Consider the following 21129-nt stretch of genomic DNA (forward strand, 5'->3'; position numbering starts at 1 on the left):
TGATTTTATAACATTACGAGCTCAATAAACAAAATGTAATAACATGACAAGTGAGTCCAAAAAGAGAGAAGCTGGAGATGGTCCCCTCGGGTTCGCGCACCATGATCATGGTGCGTGTGTCAGCGACACGCTTGCTGCAGCAGAGGCCCGTTGCGCGTCAGACGGGCTTCGTTTCACGCCTGTTCGTCGAAAGGTACTCGAGATCTTGCTGCAAGGGCACCGCGCCCTTGGTGCGTACACGATTCTTGATCGGCTAAGAGAAGATGGATTTGGATCCCAGCCACCTGTTGCCTATCGCGCTTTGGATTTTCTTGTTGCAAACGGATTGGCCCATAAGATTGAACGGCTAAATGCCTTCATTGCCTGCGTTCATCCCAGCCACGCCCATACGCCCGCATTCATGATATGCCGTCTGTGCGATGCCGTTGCTGAAACACACTCGTCGCCCGCGCGCGGCGCTTTGGGCGACGCCGCCCGCGCCACTGGTTTTCGCATCGAACGAACCGTGGTCGAGGCCGAGGGCGTTTGCCCCGCTTGTGTTGACAAGGCAAACACATGAACCTTGTTCAGGTCGAGGACCTCAGCCTCCGCTACGGCGCAAGGACTGTATTGTCGCGTGTATCATTGAGCATCGCACCGGGCGAGATTGTCACAATTGTCGGGCCAAACGGATCGGGCAAGACCAGCTTGCTGCGCGCGATAATCGGGGCAGTGAAACCTTTTCAGGGTCGTGTTGAACGGGGAAGCGGCGTGAAGATTGGCTACGTTCCCCAAAAGCTCCACATCGACGAAACCTTACCCATCACCGTTGCAAGATTCCTGAAATTGCCAGGAGGTGTGACACCTGCAGACATAGATCACGCGCTCAGCCAAGCGGGCGTACCCGATCTTTCCAATGCGCAACTATCGCGTCTGTCCGGCGGGCAGTTCCAACGGGTCTTGCTGGCGCGCGCTTTGATCGGAAGACCTGATTTGTTGCTTTTGGATGAAGCCACGCAGGGGTTGGACCAGCGTGGCTCATCCGCATTCTACCAACAAATCGAAAACGTGCGTCAAGAAACAGGCTGCGCTGTCCTGATGATCAGCCACGAATTGCACGTGGTGATGAGTGCCTCTGACCGGGTGATTTGCCTCAATGGTCATGTCTGCTGTGAAGGTACGCCAGCCGTCGTAGCGTCAGCACCTGAGTACAGAGCATTATTTGGGACCGGCACCGGTGGCGCGCTCGCGCTTTACCGGCATGAACATGATCACGGTCATGATCATGACGACCACAACCACACTGAGGCCGCAGAATAATGCTCGACGATTTCATGGTGCGTGCCACATTGGCTGGGATCGGCGTCGCCATTGCAGCTGCACCCTTGGGATGTTTTGTCGTCTGGCGGCGGATGGCCTATTTCGGGGATGCCACAGCACATGCCGCGATCCTTGGCGTTGCCTTGTCTTTGGCGTTCTCAATGTCGATCTTCATAGGGACCATGGCAGTGGCAATGCTGATGGCGCTAACGGTCAGTGTATTATCAGGTCGGGGATATGCGATGGACACATTGCTTGGTGTTCTGGCCCATTCCGCGCTGGCCTTTGGGCTTGTGGCCGTGTCGTTTCTGTCCGGCATAAGGATCGACCTAATGGCCTATCTCTTTGGCGATATCCTCGCCGTCTCACATAGTGATCTTGCCGTGATATGGGGTGGGGCTGTACTGGTCGTGCTGCTCATTGGTTGGCGCTGGTCGGCTCTTCTGACCTCAACACTGAACGAAGATTTGGCTTATGCGAGCGGAATTGATCCCAAACGGGAACAGTTGGTTTTGACATTCGCCCTGGCTGTCACAGTCGCGGTCGCCATCAAAGTCGTCGGGGTTCTGCTTATCGCTGCCATGCTGATCATACCCGCCGCTGCTGCAAGACCCTTGTCGCGGACGCCCGAGGGTATGGCCATCGTCGCGGGTTTGATCGGAATACTGTCTGCCGCTGTCGGCCTGCGCACAGCCTATGTGTTTGATACACCTGCGGGACCATCGATTGTCTGCATTGCAGCGGTCACTTTCATATTGTCCAGCATGATCATGAGATTTGGAGCCGCGCGGTAGAGCTGTGGATTACTTTTCGAAGCGTTCGTTAACGAGCCAAATCCAATAGGTCTCTTTCGGTCAATCCACTTCCGGCACTGATTGAGTTTTTTGGATTTCAGCAATCGCATCGCAACGAACTGCACGGCAGCAATCCGTTCTGGCCCAGTAAAATGGCGCGCTCAATAGCTATGCCAACTCATTCCGGCCTGTTCACTTGCCATAGTCAGCATGACAACCCGGCATCGGCGTCAATCGAACACCACAAGCAACATGATCTAACTGCCGAATTTCAGGCACTGACGTAGGCTACGCTTTGTTGTCTGCTGATTTTTGATGAAAGGCAGATCAGAGTTGTCGAAACGAAAGAACCATAGTCCTGAAAAGGTGAGCGCATGGTAAAAGAGTTGCCCAGCCGGTTTGGCGTGCATTCGAGAATAATCCAGCTGGAATCGAGAGCTGCGTGAGGGCGCGTTTGGCGTCTTTGAACGAGGCGACAAGAAAGCCCCGGAAACTGACGAAGAACAGGTCAAAGACTTGCCTGCGAAGATCGATGAATTGGCGATGGCCAGCAATTTTAAGTCATGAAAGCTCAAAATCTGCAGCCTGATGTGAGGCGGAGCATGGTTGAAAAGGATAATCAGAGCCTCTAGGTCGGTAGGCAATGCAAGTTGCTGCCGATGTCGCGGTCATCGTTTTCCTATCAAACAAGGGCGAGACGGCGGTGAGCCTCGCGCTAAAGCGTCAGGTGATGCTCGAGATATCATTCTTCGGTGCCTGGCAGACAACCTGATACCTGCGAAACGAGGGCCATCTAGTGAAATGAGAAGTGCATGCGCTGGCTCACGAAAATGACGGGCTTTTTGGCGGTCTACCAGAAGCCCTACACCAGTGGGCCGGCGGAAGGGAACAAGACGTATCTCTACCTACTGCGCGGTTACGGATGGATAGGCCCAATCAGGCTTGGATCGCAGACATCACCTTTCTGCAGATGGGCGCGGTTTTCTGTACTTGGTCGCCACCCTGTATGAAACATCCATTGAGACTTGTGGGGCGCTAAGCATACAAGCTGAATTGGTTGGGGATATCTGCACGCTTTGGAAGCCTGATCCGAGGCACGCGCCGGGATTGCCAAGTGGATCGATTTTCAAAACCAGAAATGCCTACATTCTACTCTTGGCGGCAAAACACCAGCCATGGTTTTTTGGTTGTGAAACGATGAAAACCAAACCGATCAGCAGGAGCAATGAATAGCTTAACTTATGCGGAAAATGTCCAAGGATGGGGGATTAGATCAAATAGGAAGTGTGACCCCTAAGTTGACTAGCTGCGCTCTTCCCGTTCATGGCAGTACGATTTTACCGGATAAGAGACGGATCCAAATTTCATTGTGTCACAAACGACCACCAAATCGCGCCTAATGCGTCCTTAGTATTTTTGATCCGGCGTAAGAGCGTTGTCAGGTTGTTGCCCTTCTGGCAGGAATCGCGAGTAAGCTGGACCAAAACGAAATCGACTGATCTGAAACCAGAACGCACGGTTTCAACACGCAAAACGCGGACAGCGGCGAAGTACAAAAAAGAACGCTTCTGATAAAATACCAAGTGCTGGCCCAGTCTCGCAAAGGCGGTTCCATATTCAGTTGCCTGCCTCTTGATCGCAGAACGACAATGACCTCAAAACAATTAACATTTGGGCGACCTCATGAGTCTTTCATCTCTGCTTTGAGGAACCACCTATCCCTGAAGCAGGCGATGAGTTGCTCGATGGCGAGGGCAAATCGACGAACGGTACAGCCTTGCCAAAGAGAAAGCCCTGAAGTACGTCGCAGCCTAACGCGGTGAGCAACTCAGATTGATCGGCATTCTCCACCCCTTCTGCCGTGATTTTCATATCAAGACGATCGCCAAGCATCACTACAGTTTCAATTATTTCACGGGACCGCTCTGGATTTTCCTCCAACGCCGCGACAAAGGACTGATCAATTTTGAGCCGGTCAAACCCGTATTTCCAAAGGTAACTCAAACTGGAGAAGCCGGTTCCAAAGTCATCCATGGCAATTGCGACTCCCATTTCCTTGAGCGTATCAATCTGCATTTCGATAAATGGGCTGTCTTCCAGAAGTAAGGACTCCGTGATTTCAAGTTCCAGGCGGCTGGCCGGAAAATCGGACGCATTCAAAGCATCGCGCACTGTATTTACGAGTTCGCCGCTTGTGAACTGGTCCGTCGACAGGTTGATTGCTAATACTTTGTTATCATCCAAAGCCGCCATTTCACGCGTTGCCGTTTTTATGGTCCAAGCACCAATCTGTTCGATCAAACCCAACTCTTCGGCAAGAGGAATAAATGTGGTAGGAGGAATCGAAGTTCCGTCAGTATCTGCGAGCCTCAATAACGCCTCATAGCCAACCAGATTTTGATTACTACCATCAACAAGAGGTTGGTAATGGATAGAAAAATCGAAGTTTCGGGTAGCATCCCTTAGTCTTTTCTCCAAGGCATGCCGTCTGCGCAGCTCCTGCCCCATTTCCTCTCCATAAACCGCGAAATCGTTTCTGCCGGACGATTTCGCATGATAGAGCGCGAGGTCCGCGTTGCTAAGTGCTTTTTCAAGGGTCTCGCCAGCCTCGACTTTTGCCAAGCCCACACTTATTGAACCGGAAACTTTAGCGTTCCTTACTTCAACCTCAACGCTACATTCAGTCAGGATCTTGCGCATGCGATGAACGGCTGACTCCATGTCGATACCTTGGAACGCAACAACGAATTCGTCGCCGCCAAACCTTGCCAATACATCTTCACCACGGCTGTTTTTACGTATGATCTGAGACACATGAGCCAAAAATGCGTCACCCGCAGAATGGCCGTACGTATCATTGATCGACTTGAAACGATCCAAATCAAGATAGCATACAACCGACAAATTGCCTTGCCTTATCGCGCGCTCGGCCTGAATGACGAACTCACGTCGATTGAGCAGACCGGTAAGAGGATCAAAGTTCGCAAGAAACTCGGCGGTCTTGCGGGAGCGCTCAGCGAAGACACGCTGCAAACAAAAAGCCAGTCCCGGCACAGCAAAAACCAGTGCAAACAAGGCCATGAAAAAAAGACTGAGATCTCTGAAACTTTCTTCAAAATATGTACGCGTCGTCGTCTGATCGACATATACCTCAACTATTGCTCTGACGCTCCCATCAGAACCCATCAAGGGAATGTAGGCTTCCGCATAAAAGTCCGGGCGGTTTGGATTATTTGTACCGTCAAAAACGTCCACGACCGGAGCACCAGTTGAGGCCACCTGAAACGCTTCGAAATCTGCTAAGCTGGCGACCCCTGGAGGACTGGCCAGGTCGGCATCATCGGAGACCATAGAAAGTCGTCCGTCAGACGTGAAGAGTTTGAATCTGAAAATATCGCCAACTTCTCGGACTTCTTGGATCACCTGCTTTTGTTCGCGCGTCGGAATTCCGGTGACCGCAAGTTGCTCCAAATCTGGAATGCGGTTCGCCAGATACATACCCCAATTTTCAGCTTTGTTTGCCGCCTCTCTGACGACCCCGCGCTCTACCGCGTTGTTTATGCTATTCTCCGTAACCGCCCAAATTGCGGCCATTGCGAAAATAACTGGCACGCCAAATTTTATTGCCCGAAAAAATTGTCTCATCACCCATTCCTCACGCTCCAATTACTTGTTTGTCACGAGAGCTTTAAGAATTGATCAATTCTGGTGGTGGCGGTTATCGTTCTGCAAGACGATGCTGCATGTGCACATGAACTAATATCCAGGGCTGGACCTCCGCAGAAAGCCTAGTTCTGCTTTCTATTCAAACTCAAAACAACGGAGAACAGATAGGGCTACGCTCAAACACTGCCCGCGCGAGTCTTGCGGCTGTTCCTCAATCGTTTTCGTTTAAACGCAGACGTCACGTGGCCGTGGTCCCTCCCCCAAATACAAGCCACGACACATACTACCGTCATAGTGTAGGGCGTGAACATACAACACAGTCATTTGGCAGGCGTATTCTTGCGCCTTGTCGCACCCTTTTGTGTGGCAAACTACAAATTTGGCTATTTTCTCTGCACATTACTTGGCTCTGCACGCACAGAGGAATGGCCGTAAAGCCCTAAATCTCTCTGATTGGGTATATGGTTCCTTTTCTTGGGAACTTCCTTCAACGGTCTGCGGGACGCCGGGTATCAACCACATTTCAGGTTCACTGGAAAGGCATCTGCCTTGCAAACAGGCTCACCCAATCGGTCCTACTTCTCTAAACCGGCAACGCTGTTGTCTTGAAAACTGTGCGCAACGCAAAACTTGATTGCATCTGGCCCACCCCCGGCAAACGCGCCAGATATTGGCGGTGAATGCGCGCAAAGTCTTCTGTATTTTCCGCAACAACTTTTAAGAGGTAATCCGCACTGCCCGCCATGAGATGACATTCCAAAACATCCGGTATGCGACGCACTGCTTTTTCGAAGGCGTCAAGAACTTCATCCGCCTGCCCTTGCAGGGTAATCTCTACAAATACTGTCGTTGGGACAGACATTTTTCGCGCATCGAGGAGTGCAACATAATCGCTGATGTAACCGTCCTTTTCCAATCGCTGCACCCGTCGGTGACACGCGGAAGGGGATAAGTTCACGACTTCGCTCAGTTCGGCGTTTGGCATGCGTCCTTTGCGCTGAAGCGCCTTGAGAATCCGTTTATCAGTTGTATCCAAGCTCATATGCGCAATAATTTCCTGACTTTTCTCCGTATCACGACAGTATATTCCACATCTAGCCTATAAGGCGAGCTATCTTTGATACTTAATTGCACAATTAGTGCAGTATTCCTCGCCCGAACTTTTTGGTGGAGGAGACCCCCATGATTATCGGCTGCCCTACAGAGATCAAACCTCAGGAATTTCGCGTGGGCATCACACCCAATGCCGCACAGGAGGCGGTCAATCATGGTCATGACGTGGTTGTACAGTCAGGCGCTGGTGCTGGTGCAGGGTTCGAAGATGCAGATTACGTCGCCGCCGGTGCCCGTATGATCCAGACGGCCAAAGAGATTTTTGAGACCGCAGACATGATCATCAAAGTCAAAGAACCTCAGGCCGGCGAGCGTCAGATGCTGCGCGAAGGGCAGCTGCTGTTTACATACCTGCATCTTGCGCCCGACCCCGAACAGACGCGTGACCTTTTGGCATCAGGCGCAACCTGCATTGCATATGAAACCGTAACGGATGATCGCGGCGGATTGCCCTTGCTCGCGCCAATGTCTGAGGTCGCGGGTCGCCTTGCGCCTCAAGTCGGCGCCTGGACGCTACAAAAAGCCAACGGCGGGCGCGGTGTCCTGATGGGTGGCGTTCCGGGTGTTGGACCCGCCCGCGTCGTGGTGATTGGGGGCGGCGTGGTCGGCACGCATGCCGCCAAAATCGCCGCCGGGATGGGCGCAGACGTTACGGTTCTGGATCGCGCTCTGCCGCGCTTGCGCTATCTCGACGACGTTTTCGGGAAAACCTTCAAAACGTCCTATGCTTCGGCGGGCAATACCATCGAATTGGCTCAAGCGGCGGATATGATCATCGGTGCAGTCTTGATTCCGGGTGCGGCGGCACCAAAATTGATCAGTCGCGCGCAACTCAGCATGCTCAAACCCGGAGCCGCGCTGGTCGATGTTGCGATTGATCAAGGTGGATGTTTTGAAACCTCGAAAGCCACAACGCATCAGGACCCCATTTATGACGTGGACGGGATCATGCACTATTGTGTAGCCAACATGCCGGGTGCCGTTGCCCGCACGTCGACCATCGCCCTTGGCAATGCGACCATGCCTTTCATGTTGGCGCTGGCCGACAAGGGCTGGCGCCAGGCATGTTCCGACGATCCTCATCTCATGAACGGTCTGAACGTACATGCAGGTCAACTGACCTACTATGCCGTCGGCAAGGCTCTCGGGATCGACGTGATCTCACCAACTGTCGCAATCAAGGCTTAGACGGCACCATCCAACCCGCGCCCCTCAAAAAGGGGGCGCATCGTTTGAATTCTGGTGGCGGCGAACTCTGTAAACGCCGTCACCTTTCGCGTATTCCGCAAATCAGCATGGGTCAGGATCCAAATCGGCCGATACGGCAGCAACGCCACCCCGGCCAATCGCTCCATTTCAGGCTCAACATCGCCCAGAAAACAGGGCATCCGGGTTGCTCCGATGTTAGCTCTGACACCCGCCAAGGCCGCGTACATATCATCCACAGTCAGGGTCACGCGGCGATTAGGCCACGCTTCTTTCAATGCCTCCGGTGGGCCTGGCCAGTGCGCAAACCGTATCCAATCCAATGGAACGAGCGGATCCGCCCGAAGGCGAGCGGCCTGTTCCTTACCCACATATACAGCGGCCGATTGTTCCGTCACACGACGTCCTACCAGCGTATCACCGGGCGTCTCTGAAATACGAAACGCGACGTCAGCCTCACGCGCTGCAAGATTGAGTTGGCGATTTGCTGCGATGACTTTCAGGTCAATTTCGGGGTATTTTCCTTTGAAGTCCTTCAGCATCGGCGCCAGAACCCGCTCGACCATCAGTTGAGGTGCCGTGATCGTCAAAGCCCCACTTAATTGCTGATCCCTTGCGCCAAGGCTGCGGCTCAGTTCATGGCTCGCGACCTCCATTCGTTCAGCTATGCGCGCAGCTTCGCGCCCCGCATCCGTCGCGCGGTAACCGCCCGGGGCACGATCGAACAGCCTTGCGCCCATCGCCTGTTCTGCAGCCGCGATCCGGCGCGAAACAGTAGCATGGTTTACTTTCAATGCGCGCGCCGCACCACTCAACCCTCCGTGGCGCACGGTTTCCAAAACATATTTGAGATCGTTCCAATCCATCATGCTGAGCGTTATTGCACATGCATGTTGCAAGCATGAAGTGTTTTCGCACAGGTCCAGTGATCATATTTCCGTGTGACATCAATAGTTCAGGAGTACAGAAAAATGACCACCCATGCCGTCGCCACGTTGACTTTAAAAGACCCCGAAGCCCTTGCCGCCTATCGCGAAAAAGCCGGAGCAGCGCTCGCCCGTCACGGCGGCGCAATTCTCCAGGCCTCCACCGAGCTGACGCGTTTGGAAGGAGATCAGCCGCTGGCAGACGGCGTTGCAATTCTGACATTCCCGGATCGCGGTGCGGCGCAGTCTTGGATTGACGATCCTGATCTCGCTGAAACACATGCGCTTCGCACCAAAGGGGCCCGGACGTTGATCACACTTCTTTAATCACATGGGCCCGCAGCCCAAGGGGCGGCGGGCCTTCTGAAAACCTTTGGGCAGGTCAATCTGTGCGCTTCAGCGAATCCCGGATTTCCAAAAGGACGTCCAACTCAGACGGACCTTTAGGTTCCTCAGGCGCAGCTTCTGCCTCTTTTTCCGCGCCTTCTTTGATGCGGTTCACCATCTTGACCAACAGAAACACGACAAAAGCGACGATGGTGAAATTCATCACAGCCATGACGAACTTGCCTACCGCAAAAACAGGCACACCCGCTTCGGTGGCGGCCTCGATAGAAGGAAAGCTTTCTTCACCCAGTACGTAAAACCAGCCCGAGAAATCGATGCCACCGGTAAAAAGCGCGATGATCGGGTTTATCAGATCACCCACAAGAGAGGTGACAATGGCCGTGAACGCCGCCCCGATGATAATGCCGACGGCCATGTCCATCACATTGCCTTTGGCGATAAAATCCTTGAATTCTTTAATCATTATTGTCCCTCACTCTGTTTGTCGCGGGCATTTTCAATCCGTTCCTGCCCAATGTGCGTTTGTTAACACATTGCTGCGCGCAGACGAGGCTGTTTTTGCGGGGAAATCCGCCTATGTGTTACCCGTAATCTGAAAAAGGAGAAGCCTGATGGGCGACTTGTCAAACTTCAAAATAAACGACAAATGGCCAGCAAAAGACCCACAACTTCTGCAGCTTTACTCCTTTCCGACGCCAAATGGCGTGAAAGTGTCCATTGCGCTGGAAGAAATGGGCATTCGATATGAGGCTCATACTGTGACGCTGTCGGATGCGGATGTAAAAAGTCCAGAATTTCTGTCCCTGAACCCAAACAACAAAATTCCGGCGATTATTGATCCAAACGGTCCGGACGGGTCGCCCCTGAGCTTGTTTGAGAGTGGTGCAATCCTGCTGTATCTTGCGGAGAAATCCGGCAAGCTGATAGGGTCCAACGCGACCGAAAAAGCGCATATCACGCAATGGGTCATGTTCCAGATGGGCGGTCTGGGCCCGATGTTCGGCCAACTCGGCTTCTTTTACAAATTCGCCGGATCGCAGTGGGAAGACAAACGCCCGCAACAGCGCTATATCGATGAGGCCAAGCGCATGCTGAGCATGTTGGATGGTGTCTTGGATGGCAAAACATGGATTGCAGGCGAGTATTCCATCGCCGATATCGCGATCGCGCCCTGGCTTCGTGCCCTTGATTTTTACGGTGCAAAAGAGGCGGTCGGATTTGCAGATTATAAAAACGTTGCGGCCTATCTGGAGCGTTTCCTAACACGGCCAGCAGTTGAAAAAGGCCTGCAGATACCGCCCCGCGAGCCCGCCTGAAGCACTGGCACAGGGCGGCCAAATCGCCCTGTGCCTCTTCCAATTGCCAGTATAATTCAGGCGGCCAGAGATCGTCAGTGTTCTATCCGGGCAAACTGCCTGTCAAAACGTATTTAAGAATTTCGACAACCTGTGCTGGCTCCTGTGCGACAGCCAGAGCGGCGGCATCGACCTCTTTCAACGCGTGTGCGTGATCAGGGCCGTGCAAAATAATCAGTGATTTTCCCAAAGCTGACGCGTACCCCGCATCAAAAGCGGCGTTCCACTGCTTGTATTGATCGCCAAACCGCACGACCACAACATCGGCATCTGCAATCCCCTTGCGGGTGCGGATCGCATTGACCATGGCGCTTTTGTGATCATGCCAATATTTATTGTCTTCCGACCCTAAAATGGCAACGCCGCAATCATCGCTTGCGGCGTGATCTGTCACCGGGCTATCAAATGTCACATCCAGCGACGCTGCACCTGTCATTATCTGGTCGCGCCAATCGGTGTGAATCTCACCCGACAAGTATACTTTCAACGCCATTTTTCTCTCCTTCAGTCTGATCTGCTCAAACGCGCAATTCGCCGCCTGTGGCCTTGGCAATCTTGTCGATCACCTTTGCACTCACGGCTTCGATATCTTCGTCTTTCAGCGTTTGCGTGGTCGGTTGCATTCGCACGGTCAATGCGAGAGATTTCTTGCCCTGACCCAAATTACCACCGATGAATTCGTCAAAAATGCGCACCTCCGAGATCAGTGCCTTATCTGCGCCCATGGCAGCATTCACAAGCGTAAGTGCCTCAACGTGGACGTCCACAACAAAGGCAAAGTCCCGCTCAACCGCCTGCAAATCGCTGATCTCCAACGCGCCGCGGCTGGCACCGGTTTTGCGGGAGACCGGCACCTCGGCTGGCCAAAGCGTGAAGGCCATGACGGGTCCTTTGACATCCATTCCCTGCAACACACGCGGGTGTATTTCTCCAAACACGCCAAGAACTTTCTTGGGGCCCAAGCAAATCATACCATGGCGTCCCGGATGCCACCAATCAGCCGCACCCCGCAGGATCTGCACCTTTGCCGGTGCGCCCATTGCTGACAAGACGGCTTCTGCGTCCGCCTTGACGTCAAAAACATCCACGTCGCGCGATGTGCCATGCACATCTTTCGGGGCCGTGCGACCTACACGCACGCCACTGATCAAAAGATGTTCTTCGCCCGGCTCCCCCCCCTGAAAGGCGGCACCAACTTCAAACAACGCAAGATCTGCAAAACCCCGTGCCTGATTGCGTGCGGCAGCCTGCAACAACCCTGGCAAAAGCGCGGGACGCATATGACTCATGTCGCTGCTGATGGGGTTCTCAAGGCGCGTCGCATCATCGCCACCGCCAAAAAGGCTGGCCGATCGCTGGTCAATGAAGCTGTAGGAAACACATTCATTGTATCCAAGTGCGGCGCAGGTTCTTCGGGCATTGCCTTCGCGGCGCTGCATCGGTGACAGCACCGGCTTGGGCACACCCTCGGTTACAGGCGGCAAGGGTTTCCCCTCAAGTTTGGTCAGCGAGGCAATACGCGCCACTTCTTCGACCAGATCCGCCTCACCTTGAACGTCCGGACGCCAGCTTGGCACATGCGCCAGATTGCCTTCGAGAATGAAGCCCAGCGACGTCAGGGTCTGACGCTGCTCGCTTTCGGGGATGTCCATACCAACCAGAGACTGCACTTTTGCTGCATCCAATTTGTAGGCCCGGTCGGGATCAGGGACCTTACCCGCAACGATAACCTCAGATGCTTCACCGCCCGCATGATCCAGGATCATTTGGGTCGCGTGTTCGATGCCATACGGTGTCCATGCGGGGTCAATACCGCGTTCAAACCTGTAACGCGCGTCGGAGTTTATCTTGAGCGCACGTCCGGTATAGGCTGTCCGAACCGGATCGAAATATGCCGCTTCCAGGAACACAGATGTTGTTTCCTCAGTGCAGCCTGATCCCAACCCGCCCATGACGCCACCAATGCTCTCGACGCCGTCGGCATCTGAAATCAAGGTCATACCTTCGGCAAAAGTGTATTCTTTTTCGTCCAGCCCCATGAGGGTTTCACCGCCTTTGGCCCGGTGTACGCGCAAAGCGTGACCTGCGATCTTATCGACATCAAAGACATGCAATGGCCGGTTGCGGTCATAGGTGAAGAAATTGGTCACATCGACCAAAAATGAAATCGGACGCAATCCGATGGCCCGCAGGTAGTCCTGAAGCCACGCGGGTGAAGGCCCGTTTGTAACCCCGCGGATGACGCGACCATAAAAAACTGGGCATTGATCAAGCGTATCGCCCTCGATGGTAACGCTCACCGGGCAGGGAAATTCACCCGGAACTGCCGGAACATCGCGTTTTTTCAACGTTCCAAGCCCCCGCGCCGCCAGATCACGTGCAATGCCACGTACGCCGAGAGCGTCAGGTCGATTTGGTGTGATCGCGATCTCGATGACAGGATCAACTTTGGCAGGGTCATTTTTTGCCAGCCAGTCGACAAAGGATTGTCCAACTTCTCCAGAGGGCAATTCGATGATGCCGTCATGTTCATCGCTGAGTTCCATCTCACGCTCTGAGGCCATCATCCCAAAGCTTTCGATCCCGCGAATTTTTCCAACGCCGATTGTGGTGTCAATCCCGGGTACGTAGACGCCCGGTTTGGCGATAACCACTGTTATGCCGGTGCGTGCGTTTGGCGCGCCGCAAATGATCTGTTTTTCTCCCTCATCCGTGTCGACCTGACACACGCGCAGACGGTCGGCATCCGGGTGCTTTTCGGCAGATTTGACATATCCGATGGTAAAATCACGTAGTTTTGCGCCACGATCTTCGACAGCTTCGACTTCCAACCCGAGATCAGTCAGCGCATAGACAATTTCATCGAGTGTGGCGGTTGTGTCCAAATGGTCTTTCAACCAGGAGAGCGTGAATTTCATGAGGTATCACCGGCGTCAGTTCTGTTTCGCGCCCTGATAGCCCAAAGAGCGCAGGGGGGAAAGCCATAGGTGGCCCGAAGGCCCACCCTACGGATACGAATCTGCCTGCCCTAGCAATTCATCTATGCGCCGCGCAATCCAGCCATGCGGAATGAAGCAGCAGCCCCGGTAGATGTCCAGACTCACCCTCCCAGACGTGCAGTCCTCCCAGACGGACCACTTCAAAGACGGGAAGGGAACCTGCTGCAATTTTACGGACAATTGACCCGCGCCGCTACAACACCGGGCTGTCCAAATCCTTACTTGCAGCGGTTCCGTCAATTGGGTGCTGTTCGTACGTAATTTTTGGGCCTGTTTTCGGAAGTCGCTTCTAGGTATCCGAGGTGTTTGACGCCCCTGCGACGACAACGATGCGCCAAGCTGGTGGTGTGATCACCACGTTGTGGGAGGAGACGTCCATGGAAGATATTGGCGGGTGTTGTCAGATTAACCGGCCAGATTTGCCGACCATCGCATTTGCTCTTAGGCATATCGGATGAGCACACAATCAATCAGTTACAAGCGCCACCGGTTTCCACCAGCAATCATCACTTATGCGTTCTGGTTACATTGCCGTTTCAATCTCAGCTTCCACGAGATCGAGGGGATGTTTCTGGAACGAGGGATCAATGTTTCGTACGAATCCATTCAACGACGGATCGTGAAGCTTGGTCCATTTATCGTGCGTGGCTTGCGCCGCCGGCAACCTCGATCCTGCGATATTTGGCATCTGGACGAGGTTGTAGCGAAGATCAAAGACAGAAAGTACTGGCTGTCGCGCGACGTCGATCAGAACGGCGTTGTGTTGGATGAAATTCTCCAACGTAGGCGCGACGAGAAGGCGGCGAGGCGTCTGCTGTACCGATTGATGAAGAGGCAAAGGAGACACCAAAGCGCTTCATCACCGACAAGCTGTGATCCTACTGCGTGGCCAAGCGTGAAATTGTTCCAGGCGTCGAACATCGATCCGACAAAGATCTCAACAATCGAGCGGAGAACAGCCACTTGCCATTCCGAAAGCGGGAAAGGGCAATACAGGAATATCGCTCACCGGGAGGTTTGCAGCGGTTTGTATTGATCCCCTCAACCATCCGAAATTGCTTCTCAGTTCCAGCCCGCCGTCGTTCCGCCCTAACAATCAGTTATCACCGCCTCGAAGCATTTGACGCCTGGAAGGCCGTTACACGAGCAGCTTGATATACCAGCATCAGGCGTTCTCTTTGGGAACGCAGTTAATGTGACAACACGATTTCACGAACCCTCAGGTGTCAGAATTGCGATCACGGATCGCGTCGAGCCATTTATCTACAAGCAAGATCGGGACCAGCACGATCGTCCAGCCCGCTGCATTCAGAATTGTGAAAACAATCTTCATGTTGCGCGGCATGTCCGACAACCACATGAAAACATGAGCTACCAAGATAAAACACACCATCACGGCAACCAAAATCACCCGCGGCGCGATTCCTGTAGTTTTTTTCTGTCTGTTCATCGCCGACACGGTAGCACGTCGCACTATGCCCGTCGACGTCTAGCGGCTCAACCCGCCGTGCAGATTGGGTTGATCAAGGCTGGAAAATCCATAGTGACGCAACCAGCGCAGATCAGAGTCAAAGAAGGCCCGCAAATCCGGTACCCCGTATTTCAGCATAGCGATCCGATCGATTCCCATACCAAATGCAAACCCCTGCCAAAGGTCGGGATCAATACCCCCCGCCGTTAACACTTTGGGATGCACCATCCCCGAGCCCAGAATTTCCAGCCAATCATCGCCTTCACCGACTTTCAGCGTCCCGCCTTCCCATGAACAGCGGATATCGACCTCAGCAGAAGGTTCCGTGAAGGGAAAATGCGACGCGCGGAACCGCAAATCGACGCCGTCCACTTCGAAGTAGGATTTTACGAACTCCTCCAGTACCCATTTCAGGTGCGCCATAGAAATATCTTTGTCGATCGCCAGACCCTCTACCTGATGGAACATCGGCGTGTGGGTTTGATCGTAATCGGCACGGTAAACGCCGCCCGGGCAAATGATCCGCAGGGGCGCGCCCATCTTTTCCATCGATCGGATCTGGACCGGGCTGGTATGCGTACGCAACACATGAGGCGGGCGATTATCGCCTTCTGCGCGGTGCATGTAGAACGTGTCCATTTCGGCGCGCGCCGGATGATGACCCGGAATGTTCAGCGCATCAAAATTATACCAATCGGTGTCGATGCGCGGCCCTTCGGCGACCGAAAACCCCATCTGGGCAAAAATCGCCGTGACCTCTTCGCTGACCTGCGAAATCGGGTGGATCGTTCCTTGCGGGCGGTTCCGTCCGGGCAAAGTTACGTCCAGCCACTCGTCGCGCAACCGTGCATCCAATGCCGCATCCGCCAGGCCGGACTTCTTGGCACTGAGTGCTGAATTGATTTCCTCCTTGAGGGCGTTAAGCACCGGGCCAGCGACTTGCCGTTCTTCGGGGGTCATCTTGCCAAGCTCGCGCATCTTTAGCGCCACCTCACCTTTCTTGCCCACCGCCGCCAAGCGGATGGCCTCCAGTGTCGACTCATCCGCGGCATCCGCAATCTGGCCCAGGTATTTTTGCTTGAGATCGTCCATCTCTGCCTCACAGGTTCATGTTGAAGCGGTGCTAGCAGAATGGCAGATGAATGCAAGGCAGGCGCGCCCGTCTGGAGATCAAAAAGGATCCAAAAGGCGCGCTGGTGCGCGGGTGGTGACCTGATTTAACACCCCGTACCGACCCCAGTCATCAGCGAAAAATGTGGACCGAGCATTTTGCGTGGCGCACCACCCGAGAGGCTGTGGAGCCAAGAAAGAAATCCTCAATCCCCGGTCGATGAGATGCCAAAACGATGCAATCTATGTTATGTTCACTGGCATAATCGACGATGGTTTTCCCGGCATGCCCAGAGATCATCGCGATCGTTGCACCTGGCAATGCCTTGGCAGACTTTTCCAATGCCTGCGCTGCAGTCCTATGGGTTTTCTCCAGTATATCATGCGGAATTTCTGATGACGCATAGGCAGGTATTTCTTCGAGCACATGCATCACGATAAATTCGGCCCCTTCGCTGGCCAAGGCACGCGCGGCGGCATAAGAGGCCCCTGTATCATGTCCTTCATCAAAAAGCACCGGGACGAGAATTTTCTTATACATGGTCCTACCTCCAATATGTTTGCTTGGGCGACGTGCTGGACATCTTAGGATGATCGGGAAACCCCGGCTTTGCGCTATGTCAAGGCGAAGGCAACTTTGTTGGCACTGCCCTTATGGTGCTGCCATCCTGTGAAGTGGCCGCATGGAAACAATGGATCAACGCAGAACGGATCGCAAGAATTCCTGCGTGCGCGCCACCTTTGGTGCGCTGAAAATCTGATCTGGGTGGCCTTCCTCGACTATCACGCCACCGTCCATGAAACACACGCGATCCGCCAATTCGCGCGCAAAACCCATTTCATGCGTGGCCAGGACCATGGTCATGCCTGCGTGGCGCAATTGGCGTAGCACATTCAGAACCTCCCCGACCAGTTCGGGATCCAGCGCTGCGGTGATTTCGTCAAACAGCATGATCTCAGGACGCATGGCCAACGCGCGGATCACGGCGACCCGCTGTTGTTGCCCCCCAGAAAGTTGATCGGGGTATTTGTCCATATGGTCCGCCAGCCCAAATCGAGCAAACAGACCCTCAACGCGCGCACGCAAGGCGACGGCATCCTCCTGGAGCACACGACGCGGTGCAAGCAAGACGTTTTCCAGCGCGCTCATATGGGGAAACAGGTTGTAAGACTGAAACACGATCCCGATCCGCCGCCGCACCGGTCCCAGATCCAACCCCGGTTCGGAGATGTCTTGACCATCCAGTAATACGGCGCCGTCATCTATTGGTTCCAGCTGGTTGATACAGCGCAAAAGCGTCGATTTACCTGATCCAGAGGCTCCAATCAGACAAATCATTTCCCCCGCCTGAATTGTCATATCAACGCCGCGCAACACTTCGTTTTCGCCGAATGACTTACGCACGCCGCGCAGGACAAGCTTAGCTTCTGGCATTGCGATCCCGGTTCAAAAGGTAATCGGCATAACGGGTAGCGGGGACCGTCACCATCAGAAAAATAATGGCCGCAACAACATACGGGGTAAAATTCGCGAGCAAGCTCTTGTAAATGCCTGCCTGACGCAAGATCTCCACCGGGCCGATGAAACTCAACAGAGCCACGTCCTTTTGCAACGCCACTAACATGTTCATATTTGCAGGCACCACACGGCGGATCGCCTGAGGCAGGATCACATAGCGCATGGTGTCGCCGGCATTCAGGCCCAGACAGACTGCTGCATTGCGCTGGCTGCTGTGAATACTCTCGATGCCTGAACGCAGGACTTCGGCAACATAGGCCGAATAGGTCAGAACCAGTGCCACAGTGCCCCAGATATACGGACTGTTCCAGGGGCGCGGCAGGCCCAGACCCGGTACGCCAAACCCGATCAGATAGATGGTCAGAACAACCGGAATGCCGCGGAAAACATCCACGTAGACCGCGCCAAAAATCCGCAACGGGAACAAGGCGGGCGTTTGCGCACCACGCGCCAGCGCAATGGCAAGACCCAAGACCAGAATGATCGGTACCGACCACGCAAAGATCATCACGTCGACCAGAAATGCGCGCAGCAAGGTTGGGAAGGTTTGCGCAAAAACCGCACCGTCAAAGAAACTGGTCTTTACCTGCGGCCAACCGGGGGCCAGCGGCACCAACAGAACAATTGCCAAAATCACCGCCAAGGTGCTGATGCCAGCAACAATCAGCGAACGGCGTCGCTCCGCCGCCTCATATGCCTGTCTGCGGTTCATGTACGCCTTACTTTATCAGTGGTACGCCTGTCGCCTCTTGCAACCATTCCGCTTCAATACCAGCGAGCGAGCCTTCCTCCTTCAACGTGGCAAGGGCTGCATCGACACATTCTTTCAAAGGGTTACCTTCGCTCATCAACATGCCGAAATGATCCGGATTGTCGGTTTCATCGGCTGGAAACTGACCCAGCACTTGGCCTCCCTCGAGCACAACAGCGGAGAGATAAAGAGCCGTGGGCAGATCAAAAAGTGCCGCATCAACCTGCCCGGCCTTCATGGCTTCGACAACGTTTGCGGTATCATCATAGACCAGCGGGCTCGAGGTCGGCGCGATCTTTTCCATCACCACGGGCAAGGCTGTCGTAGTGGCAACAACACCCCATTTCAATTCTTTCAACGCCGCGAGGCTTGCCTCGAGCCCGTCGCCCCCACGCACCAGCACCGCCATTGGTGCCGTGTAGTAGGGTTCAGAAAAATCGACGACCTTTTCGCGGTCAGTTGTAATGGAAAACTGCTGCATGTTGAGATCAAAATCCTTGGCACCCGGCTGAATTGCCTGATCGAACGAGGTGCGCGTCCAGACCACATCGGCCGCGTCAAACCCCATTTCCATCGCCAGCGCATAGGCTACCGCTGGTTCAAATCCCTGTCCGGTTTCAGGCATGTCATCAATGGCCCAAGGGTAATACGCCGGATTGCCTGTCGCGATGGTCAGCTTGCCATCCGTCAGTGTTTTACCTGCGGCGCAGCTTTGTGCCGCCGCCCCACCTGCTATCAGGACAGTTCCTAAAGCGGCCGCTGCCAATTTCTTCCACATGGTCATCTCTCCCCGAGGTCGTTTGTTTTATGAGGTGAACTATCCCCGTTGAGCGGGCGGTAGGCAAGCCTGTATCGCGACGCCAGACCTTGGCGTTACTGCGCTTTCCAGCGGCGGTGCACCCAAAGCCATTGCGACATGTTCGCCCGCACCTGCGCTTCGAGGCTGTCGTTCAGAGCCTGCGTCATTTCCTCAGGCGTTGTGTGCGGAATTGGCGGTTCAACGATCATTTCAAAACTCAATCCATCCGGTTGACGAATGCCGTAGCAGGGCACGAGAAGCGCGTCATACCGCAGCGCCAGTTCTGCCGCCGAAAGCGCTGTATAGGCCGTATGGCCAAAAAACGTGAGCGGCGCACCAGACGTCATATGCTGGTCAATCAGCATGGCGATGGCATTCCCCGCTTTGAGAAACTTGAGCATTTCCCCCATACCGCGACGTCCGCGCAGAAACAGCGGCGTGCCTACCTGAGATATGCTTGATACGTAAAAATCGTTGAAGCCTTTATAATTCATGCTGCGATAGAGCCCGCCGACCTTGTGACCACGTTGAATCAGTTTTGAGCGGGCAATATCATAATTGCCAATATGACCGGACACGATGATGATTGGGCGACCCGTCTCGCGCGCAGTATCAACCGCGTCGATCCCGTCGCCTCTGATGGGCGTTTGCTCTGCGGTTGCCACCAGATTTTTAGGCGAAAATAACTCGCACAGCGTCCGCCCAATCTGATCCGGCACATCCCGCGTCATCTGCTCGACGTCTTTTTCGGACATGTCGGGAAAGATGAAATGCAAGTTATCGCGGATCCGATCACGATATCCGATCAGCGGCGCCACAAGGCGCGAAATTACCCACCCCCCGACCGGCACGCGCCTGCGATACGGCAAAAGCGTCAAAGACCGGATAATCCCGATGATAACGGCGCTCACAATCCGATCCTTCAGATCGACGTCTTCATCGCTATTTTGGATATTGGAACTGCTCGTGGCCATCAGGACTTCGCGTTTGTTCGATTGTGGCTTTGTAGCATTTAAATGCGCTTGCTCAATAGGTCAGGCACACCATCTTTGGGCAGCACGAGTCATTAGAAAACGAAAAACCGCCCCACACCCGGAGCGGCCTTCCTAATCTTGTTGCGCAAAGGAGTTTCAGGCTGCCAATGCGTCTTGAGCTTGCTTCACGATCGCGCCAAAAGCATCGGGCTCATGCACGGCCAGATCAGCCAATACTTTGCGGTCGACTTCGATACCGGCCAGGGTCAACCCATTGATAAAACGACTGTATGTCAGCGCGTCATCATGGCTGCGCACGGCAGCGTTGATCCGCTGGATCCAAAGGGCGCGGAAATTGCGCTTGCGATTCTTGCGGTCACGGGTCGCGTATTGATTGGCCTTGTCCACGGCCTGACGGGCAACCTTGAAGGTGCTCTTGCGGCGGCCGTAATAACCTTTGGCGGCCTTTATGACCTTCTTGTGACGGGCGTGGGTGACTGTACCACCTTTAACTCGGGACATATCAGCTCTCCTTAGCGGTCGTAGGGCATGAAGCCCTTGATGATCTTGGCATCGGGTGCAGACAACTCAGTTGTACCCCTTGCGTTACGGATAAATTTGCGGGTCCGCTTGATCATGCCGTGGCGTTTGCCAGCCTGTCCGCCGATGACCTTGCCAGTGGCCGTCACCTTGAAGCGCTTTTTGGCGCTCGATTTCGTCTTCATCTTGGGCATTTCCGTCTCCTATCGTTCAAGTCGGTTTCCAGCGCGACTCGGCATGCCACATGGGCCGGTCCCGC

23 protein-coding genes and 1 pseudogene are annotated in these 21129 nt (G+C 54.2%); 9 read left to right on the top strand and 15 right to left on the bottom strand.

The window, feature by feature from the left end:
- The first annotated feature begins 43 nt into the window (after positions 1-43).
- The 5 genes and pseudogenes from R8G34_09900 to R8G34_09920 all read left to right on the top strand — a co-directional run bounded on the left by R8G34_09900 (position 44) and on the right by R8G34_09920 (position 3286).
- Positions 44-559 (top strand): Fur family transcriptional regulator, encoded by a 516-nt coding sequence (locus R8G34_09900; protein MDW3223182.1) that lies wholly within the window; start codon positions 44-46, stop codon positions 557-559.
- Positions 556-1299: a metal ABC transporter ATP-binding protein gene (locus tag R8G34_09905; GenBank protein ID MDW3223183.1), complete on the top strand. Its 744-nt coding sequence runs from the start codon at positions 556-558 to the stop codon at positions 1297-1299. Before R8G34_09900 ends, R8G34_09905 begins: the two co-directional genes overlap by 4 nt.
- On the top strand, positions 1299-2093 hold the full coding sequence (locus R8G34_09910; GenBank protein MDW3223184.1) for a metal ABC transporter permease: 795 nt from the start codon (positions 1299-1301) through the stop codon (positions 2091-2093). Before R8G34_09905 ends, R8G34_09910 begins: the two co-directional genes overlap by 1 nt.
- A 643-nt stretch (positions 2094-2736) precedes the next feature.
- Positions 2737-2865 (top strand): hypothetical protein, encoded by a 129-nt coding sequence (locus R8G34_09915; GenBank protein MDW3223185.1) that lies wholly within the window; start codon positions 2737-2739, stop codon positions 2863-2865.
- Positions 2866-3157: 292 nt separating this feature from the next.
- Positions 3158-3286: pseudogene (locus R8G34_09920) on the top strand (IS3 family transposase).
- A gap of 499 nt (positions 3287-3785) precedes the next feature.
- Here R8G34_09920 and R8G34_09925 read toward each other — a convergent pair.
- Together R8G34_09925 and R8G34_09930 are read right to left on the bottom strand one after the other, a co-directional pair.
- Positions 3786-5738, bottom strand: coding sequence for an EAL domain-containing protein (locus tag R8G34_09925; protein ID MDW3223186.1), 1953 nt, complete (start codon positions 5736-5738; stop codon positions 3786-3788).
- Between the two features lie 604 nt (positions 5739-6342).
- The gene (locus tag R8G34_09930) at positions 6343-6801 is read right to left on the bottom strand and encodes an Lrp/AsnC family transcriptional regulator (protein MDW3223187.1); all 459 of its coding nucleotides are present in this window, start codon (positions 6799-6801) and stop codon (positions 6343-6345) included.
- 140 nt (positions 6802-6941) lie between these two features.
- On the opposite strand from R8G34_09930, the gene ald reads away from it, so the two are divergent.
- Positions 6942-8060 carry an alanine dehydrogenase gene (gene ald / locus R8G34_09935; protein ID MDW3223188.1) on the top strand — a complete coding sequence of 373 codons (1119 nt, stop codon included), beginning with the start codon at positions 6942-6944 and terminating at the stop codon, positions 8058-8060.
- Here ald and R8G34_09940 read toward each other — a convergent pair.
- Positions 8057-8947, bottom strand: a complete 891-nt coding sequence (locus R8G34_09940) for a LysR family transcriptional regulator (GenBank protein MDW3223189.1) — start codon at positions 8945-8947, stop codon at positions 8057-8059. The genes ald and R8G34_09940 overlap by 4 nt on opposite strands.
- Positions 8948-9049: 102 nt before the next feature.
- On the opposite strand from R8G34_09940, the gene R8G34_09945 reads away from it, so the two are divergent.
- Positions 9050-9331: a DUF1330 domain-containing protein gene (locus R8G34_09945; protein ID MDW3223190.1), complete on the top strand. Its 282-nt coding sequence runs from the start codon at positions 9050-9052 to the stop codon at positions 9329-9331.
- A gap of 55 nt (positions 9332-9386) precedes the next feature.
- Here the strand turns inward: R8G34_09945 and mscL are convergent, their stop codons facing one another.
- The gene (mscL, locus tag R8G34_09950) at positions 9387-9815 is read right to left on the bottom strand and encodes a large conductance mechanosensitive channel protein MscL (GenBank protein MDW3223191.1); all 429 of its coding nucleotides are present in this window, start codon (positions 9813-9815) and stop codon (positions 9387-9389) included.
- Between the two features lie 148 nt (positions 9816-9963).
- Here mscL and R8G34_09955 point away from each other — a divergent pair, with 148 nt between their 5' ends.
- On the top strand, positions 9964-10668 hold the full coding sequence (locus R8G34_09955) for a glutathione S-transferase N-terminal domain-containing protein (protein ID MDW3223192.1): 705 nt from the start codon (positions 9964-9966) through the stop codon (positions 10666-10668).
- A gap of 82 nt (positions 10669-10750) precedes the next feature.
- Here the strand turns inward: R8G34_09955 and R8G34_09960 are convergent, their stop codons facing one another.
- The gene (locus R8G34_09960) at positions 10751-11200 is read right to left on the bottom strand and encodes a YtoQ family protein (GenBank protein MDW3223193.1); all 450 of its coding nucleotides are present in this window, start codon (positions 11198-11200) and stop codon (positions 10751-10753) included.
- 25 nt (positions 11201-11225) lie between these two features.
- Entirely contained in the window at positions 11226-13625 is a 2400-nt protein-coding gene (pheT, locus tag R8G34_09965; GenBank protein ID MDW3223194.1) for a phenylalanine--tRNA ligase subunit beta, read from the bottom strand.
- Positions 13626-14160: 535 nt separating this feature from the next.
- On the opposite strand from pheT, the gene R8G34_09970 reads away from it, so the two are divergent.
- On the top strand, positions 14161-14742 hold the full coding sequence (locus tag R8G34_09970; protein ID MDW3223195.1) for a DDE-type integrase/transposase/recombinase: 582 nt from the start codon (positions 14161-14163) through the stop codon (positions 14740-14742).
- 183 nt (positions 14743-14925) lie between these two features.
- On the opposite strand, the gene R8G34_09975 is transcribed toward R8G34_09970, so the two are convergent.
- The 9 genes from R8G34_09975 to rpmI all read right to left on the bottom strand — a co-directional run bounded on the left by R8G34_09975 (position 14926) and on the right by rpmI (position 21064).
- Positions 14926-15156, bottom strand: coding sequence for a phenylalanyl-tRNA synthetase subunit beta (locus tag R8G34_09975; GenBank protein MDW3223196.1), 231 nt, complete (start codon positions 15154-15156; stop codon positions 14926-14928).
- Between the two features lie 39 nt (positions 15157-15195).
- The gene (gene pheS / locus R8G34_09980) at positions 15196-16269 is read right to left on the bottom strand and encodes a phenylalanine--tRNA ligase subunit alpha (protein ID MDW3223197.1); all 1074 of its coding nucleotides are present in this window, start codon (positions 16267-16269) and stop codon (positions 15196-15198) included.
- A gap of 151 nt (positions 16270-16420) precedes the next feature.
- Positions 16421-16828 (bottom strand): universal stress protein, encoded by a 408-nt coding sequence (locus R8G34_09985; protein MDW3223198.1) that lies wholly within the window; start codon positions 16826-16828, stop codon positions 16421-16423.
- 156 nt (positions 16829-16984) lie between these two features.
- Positions 16985-17722, bottom strand: coding sequence for an amino acid ABC transporter ATP-binding protein (locus R8G34_09990; protein ID MDW3223199.1), 738 nt, complete (start codon positions 17720-17722; stop codon positions 16985-16987).
- Positions 17709-18518, bottom strand: a complete 810-nt coding sequence (locus R8G34_09995) for an amino acid ABC transporter permease (protein MDW3223200.1) — start codon at positions 18516-18518, stop codon at positions 17709-17711. Before R8G34_09995 ends, R8G34_09990 begins: the two co-directional genes overlap by 14 nt.
- A 7-nt stretch (positions 18519-18525) precedes the next feature.
- Positions 18526-19335, bottom strand: coding sequence for an ABC transporter substrate-binding protein (locus tag R8G34_10000; GenBank protein ID MDW3223201.1), 810 nt, complete (start codon positions 19333-19335; stop codon positions 18526-18528).
- Between the two features lie 95 nt (positions 19336-19430).
- Positions 19431-20330 carry a lysophospholipid acyltransferase family protein gene (locus R8G34_10005; protein ID MDW3223202.1) on the bottom strand — a complete coding sequence of 300 codons (900 nt, stop codon included), beginning with the start codon at positions 20328-20330 and terminating at the stop codon, positions 19431-19433.
- 156 nt (positions 20331-20486) lie between these two features.
- Entirely contained in the window at positions 20487-20852 is a 366-nt protein-coding gene (gene rplT, locus R8G34_10010; GenBank protein ID MDW3223203.1) for a 50S ribosomal protein L20, read from the bottom strand.
- 11 nt (positions 20853-20863) lie between these two features.
- Positions 20864-21064, bottom strand: a complete 201-nt coding sequence (gene rpmI, locus R8G34_10015; GenBank protein ID MDW3223204.1) for a 50S ribosomal protein L35 — start codon at positions 21062-21064, stop codon at positions 20864-20866.
- Positions 21065-21129 lie beyond the last annotated feature (65 nt).

This window comes from Paracoccaceae bacterium (assembly GCA_033344815.1).
GTDB lineage: Bacteria > Pseudomonadota > Alphaproteobacteria > Rhodobacterales > Rhodobacteraceae > Roseobacter.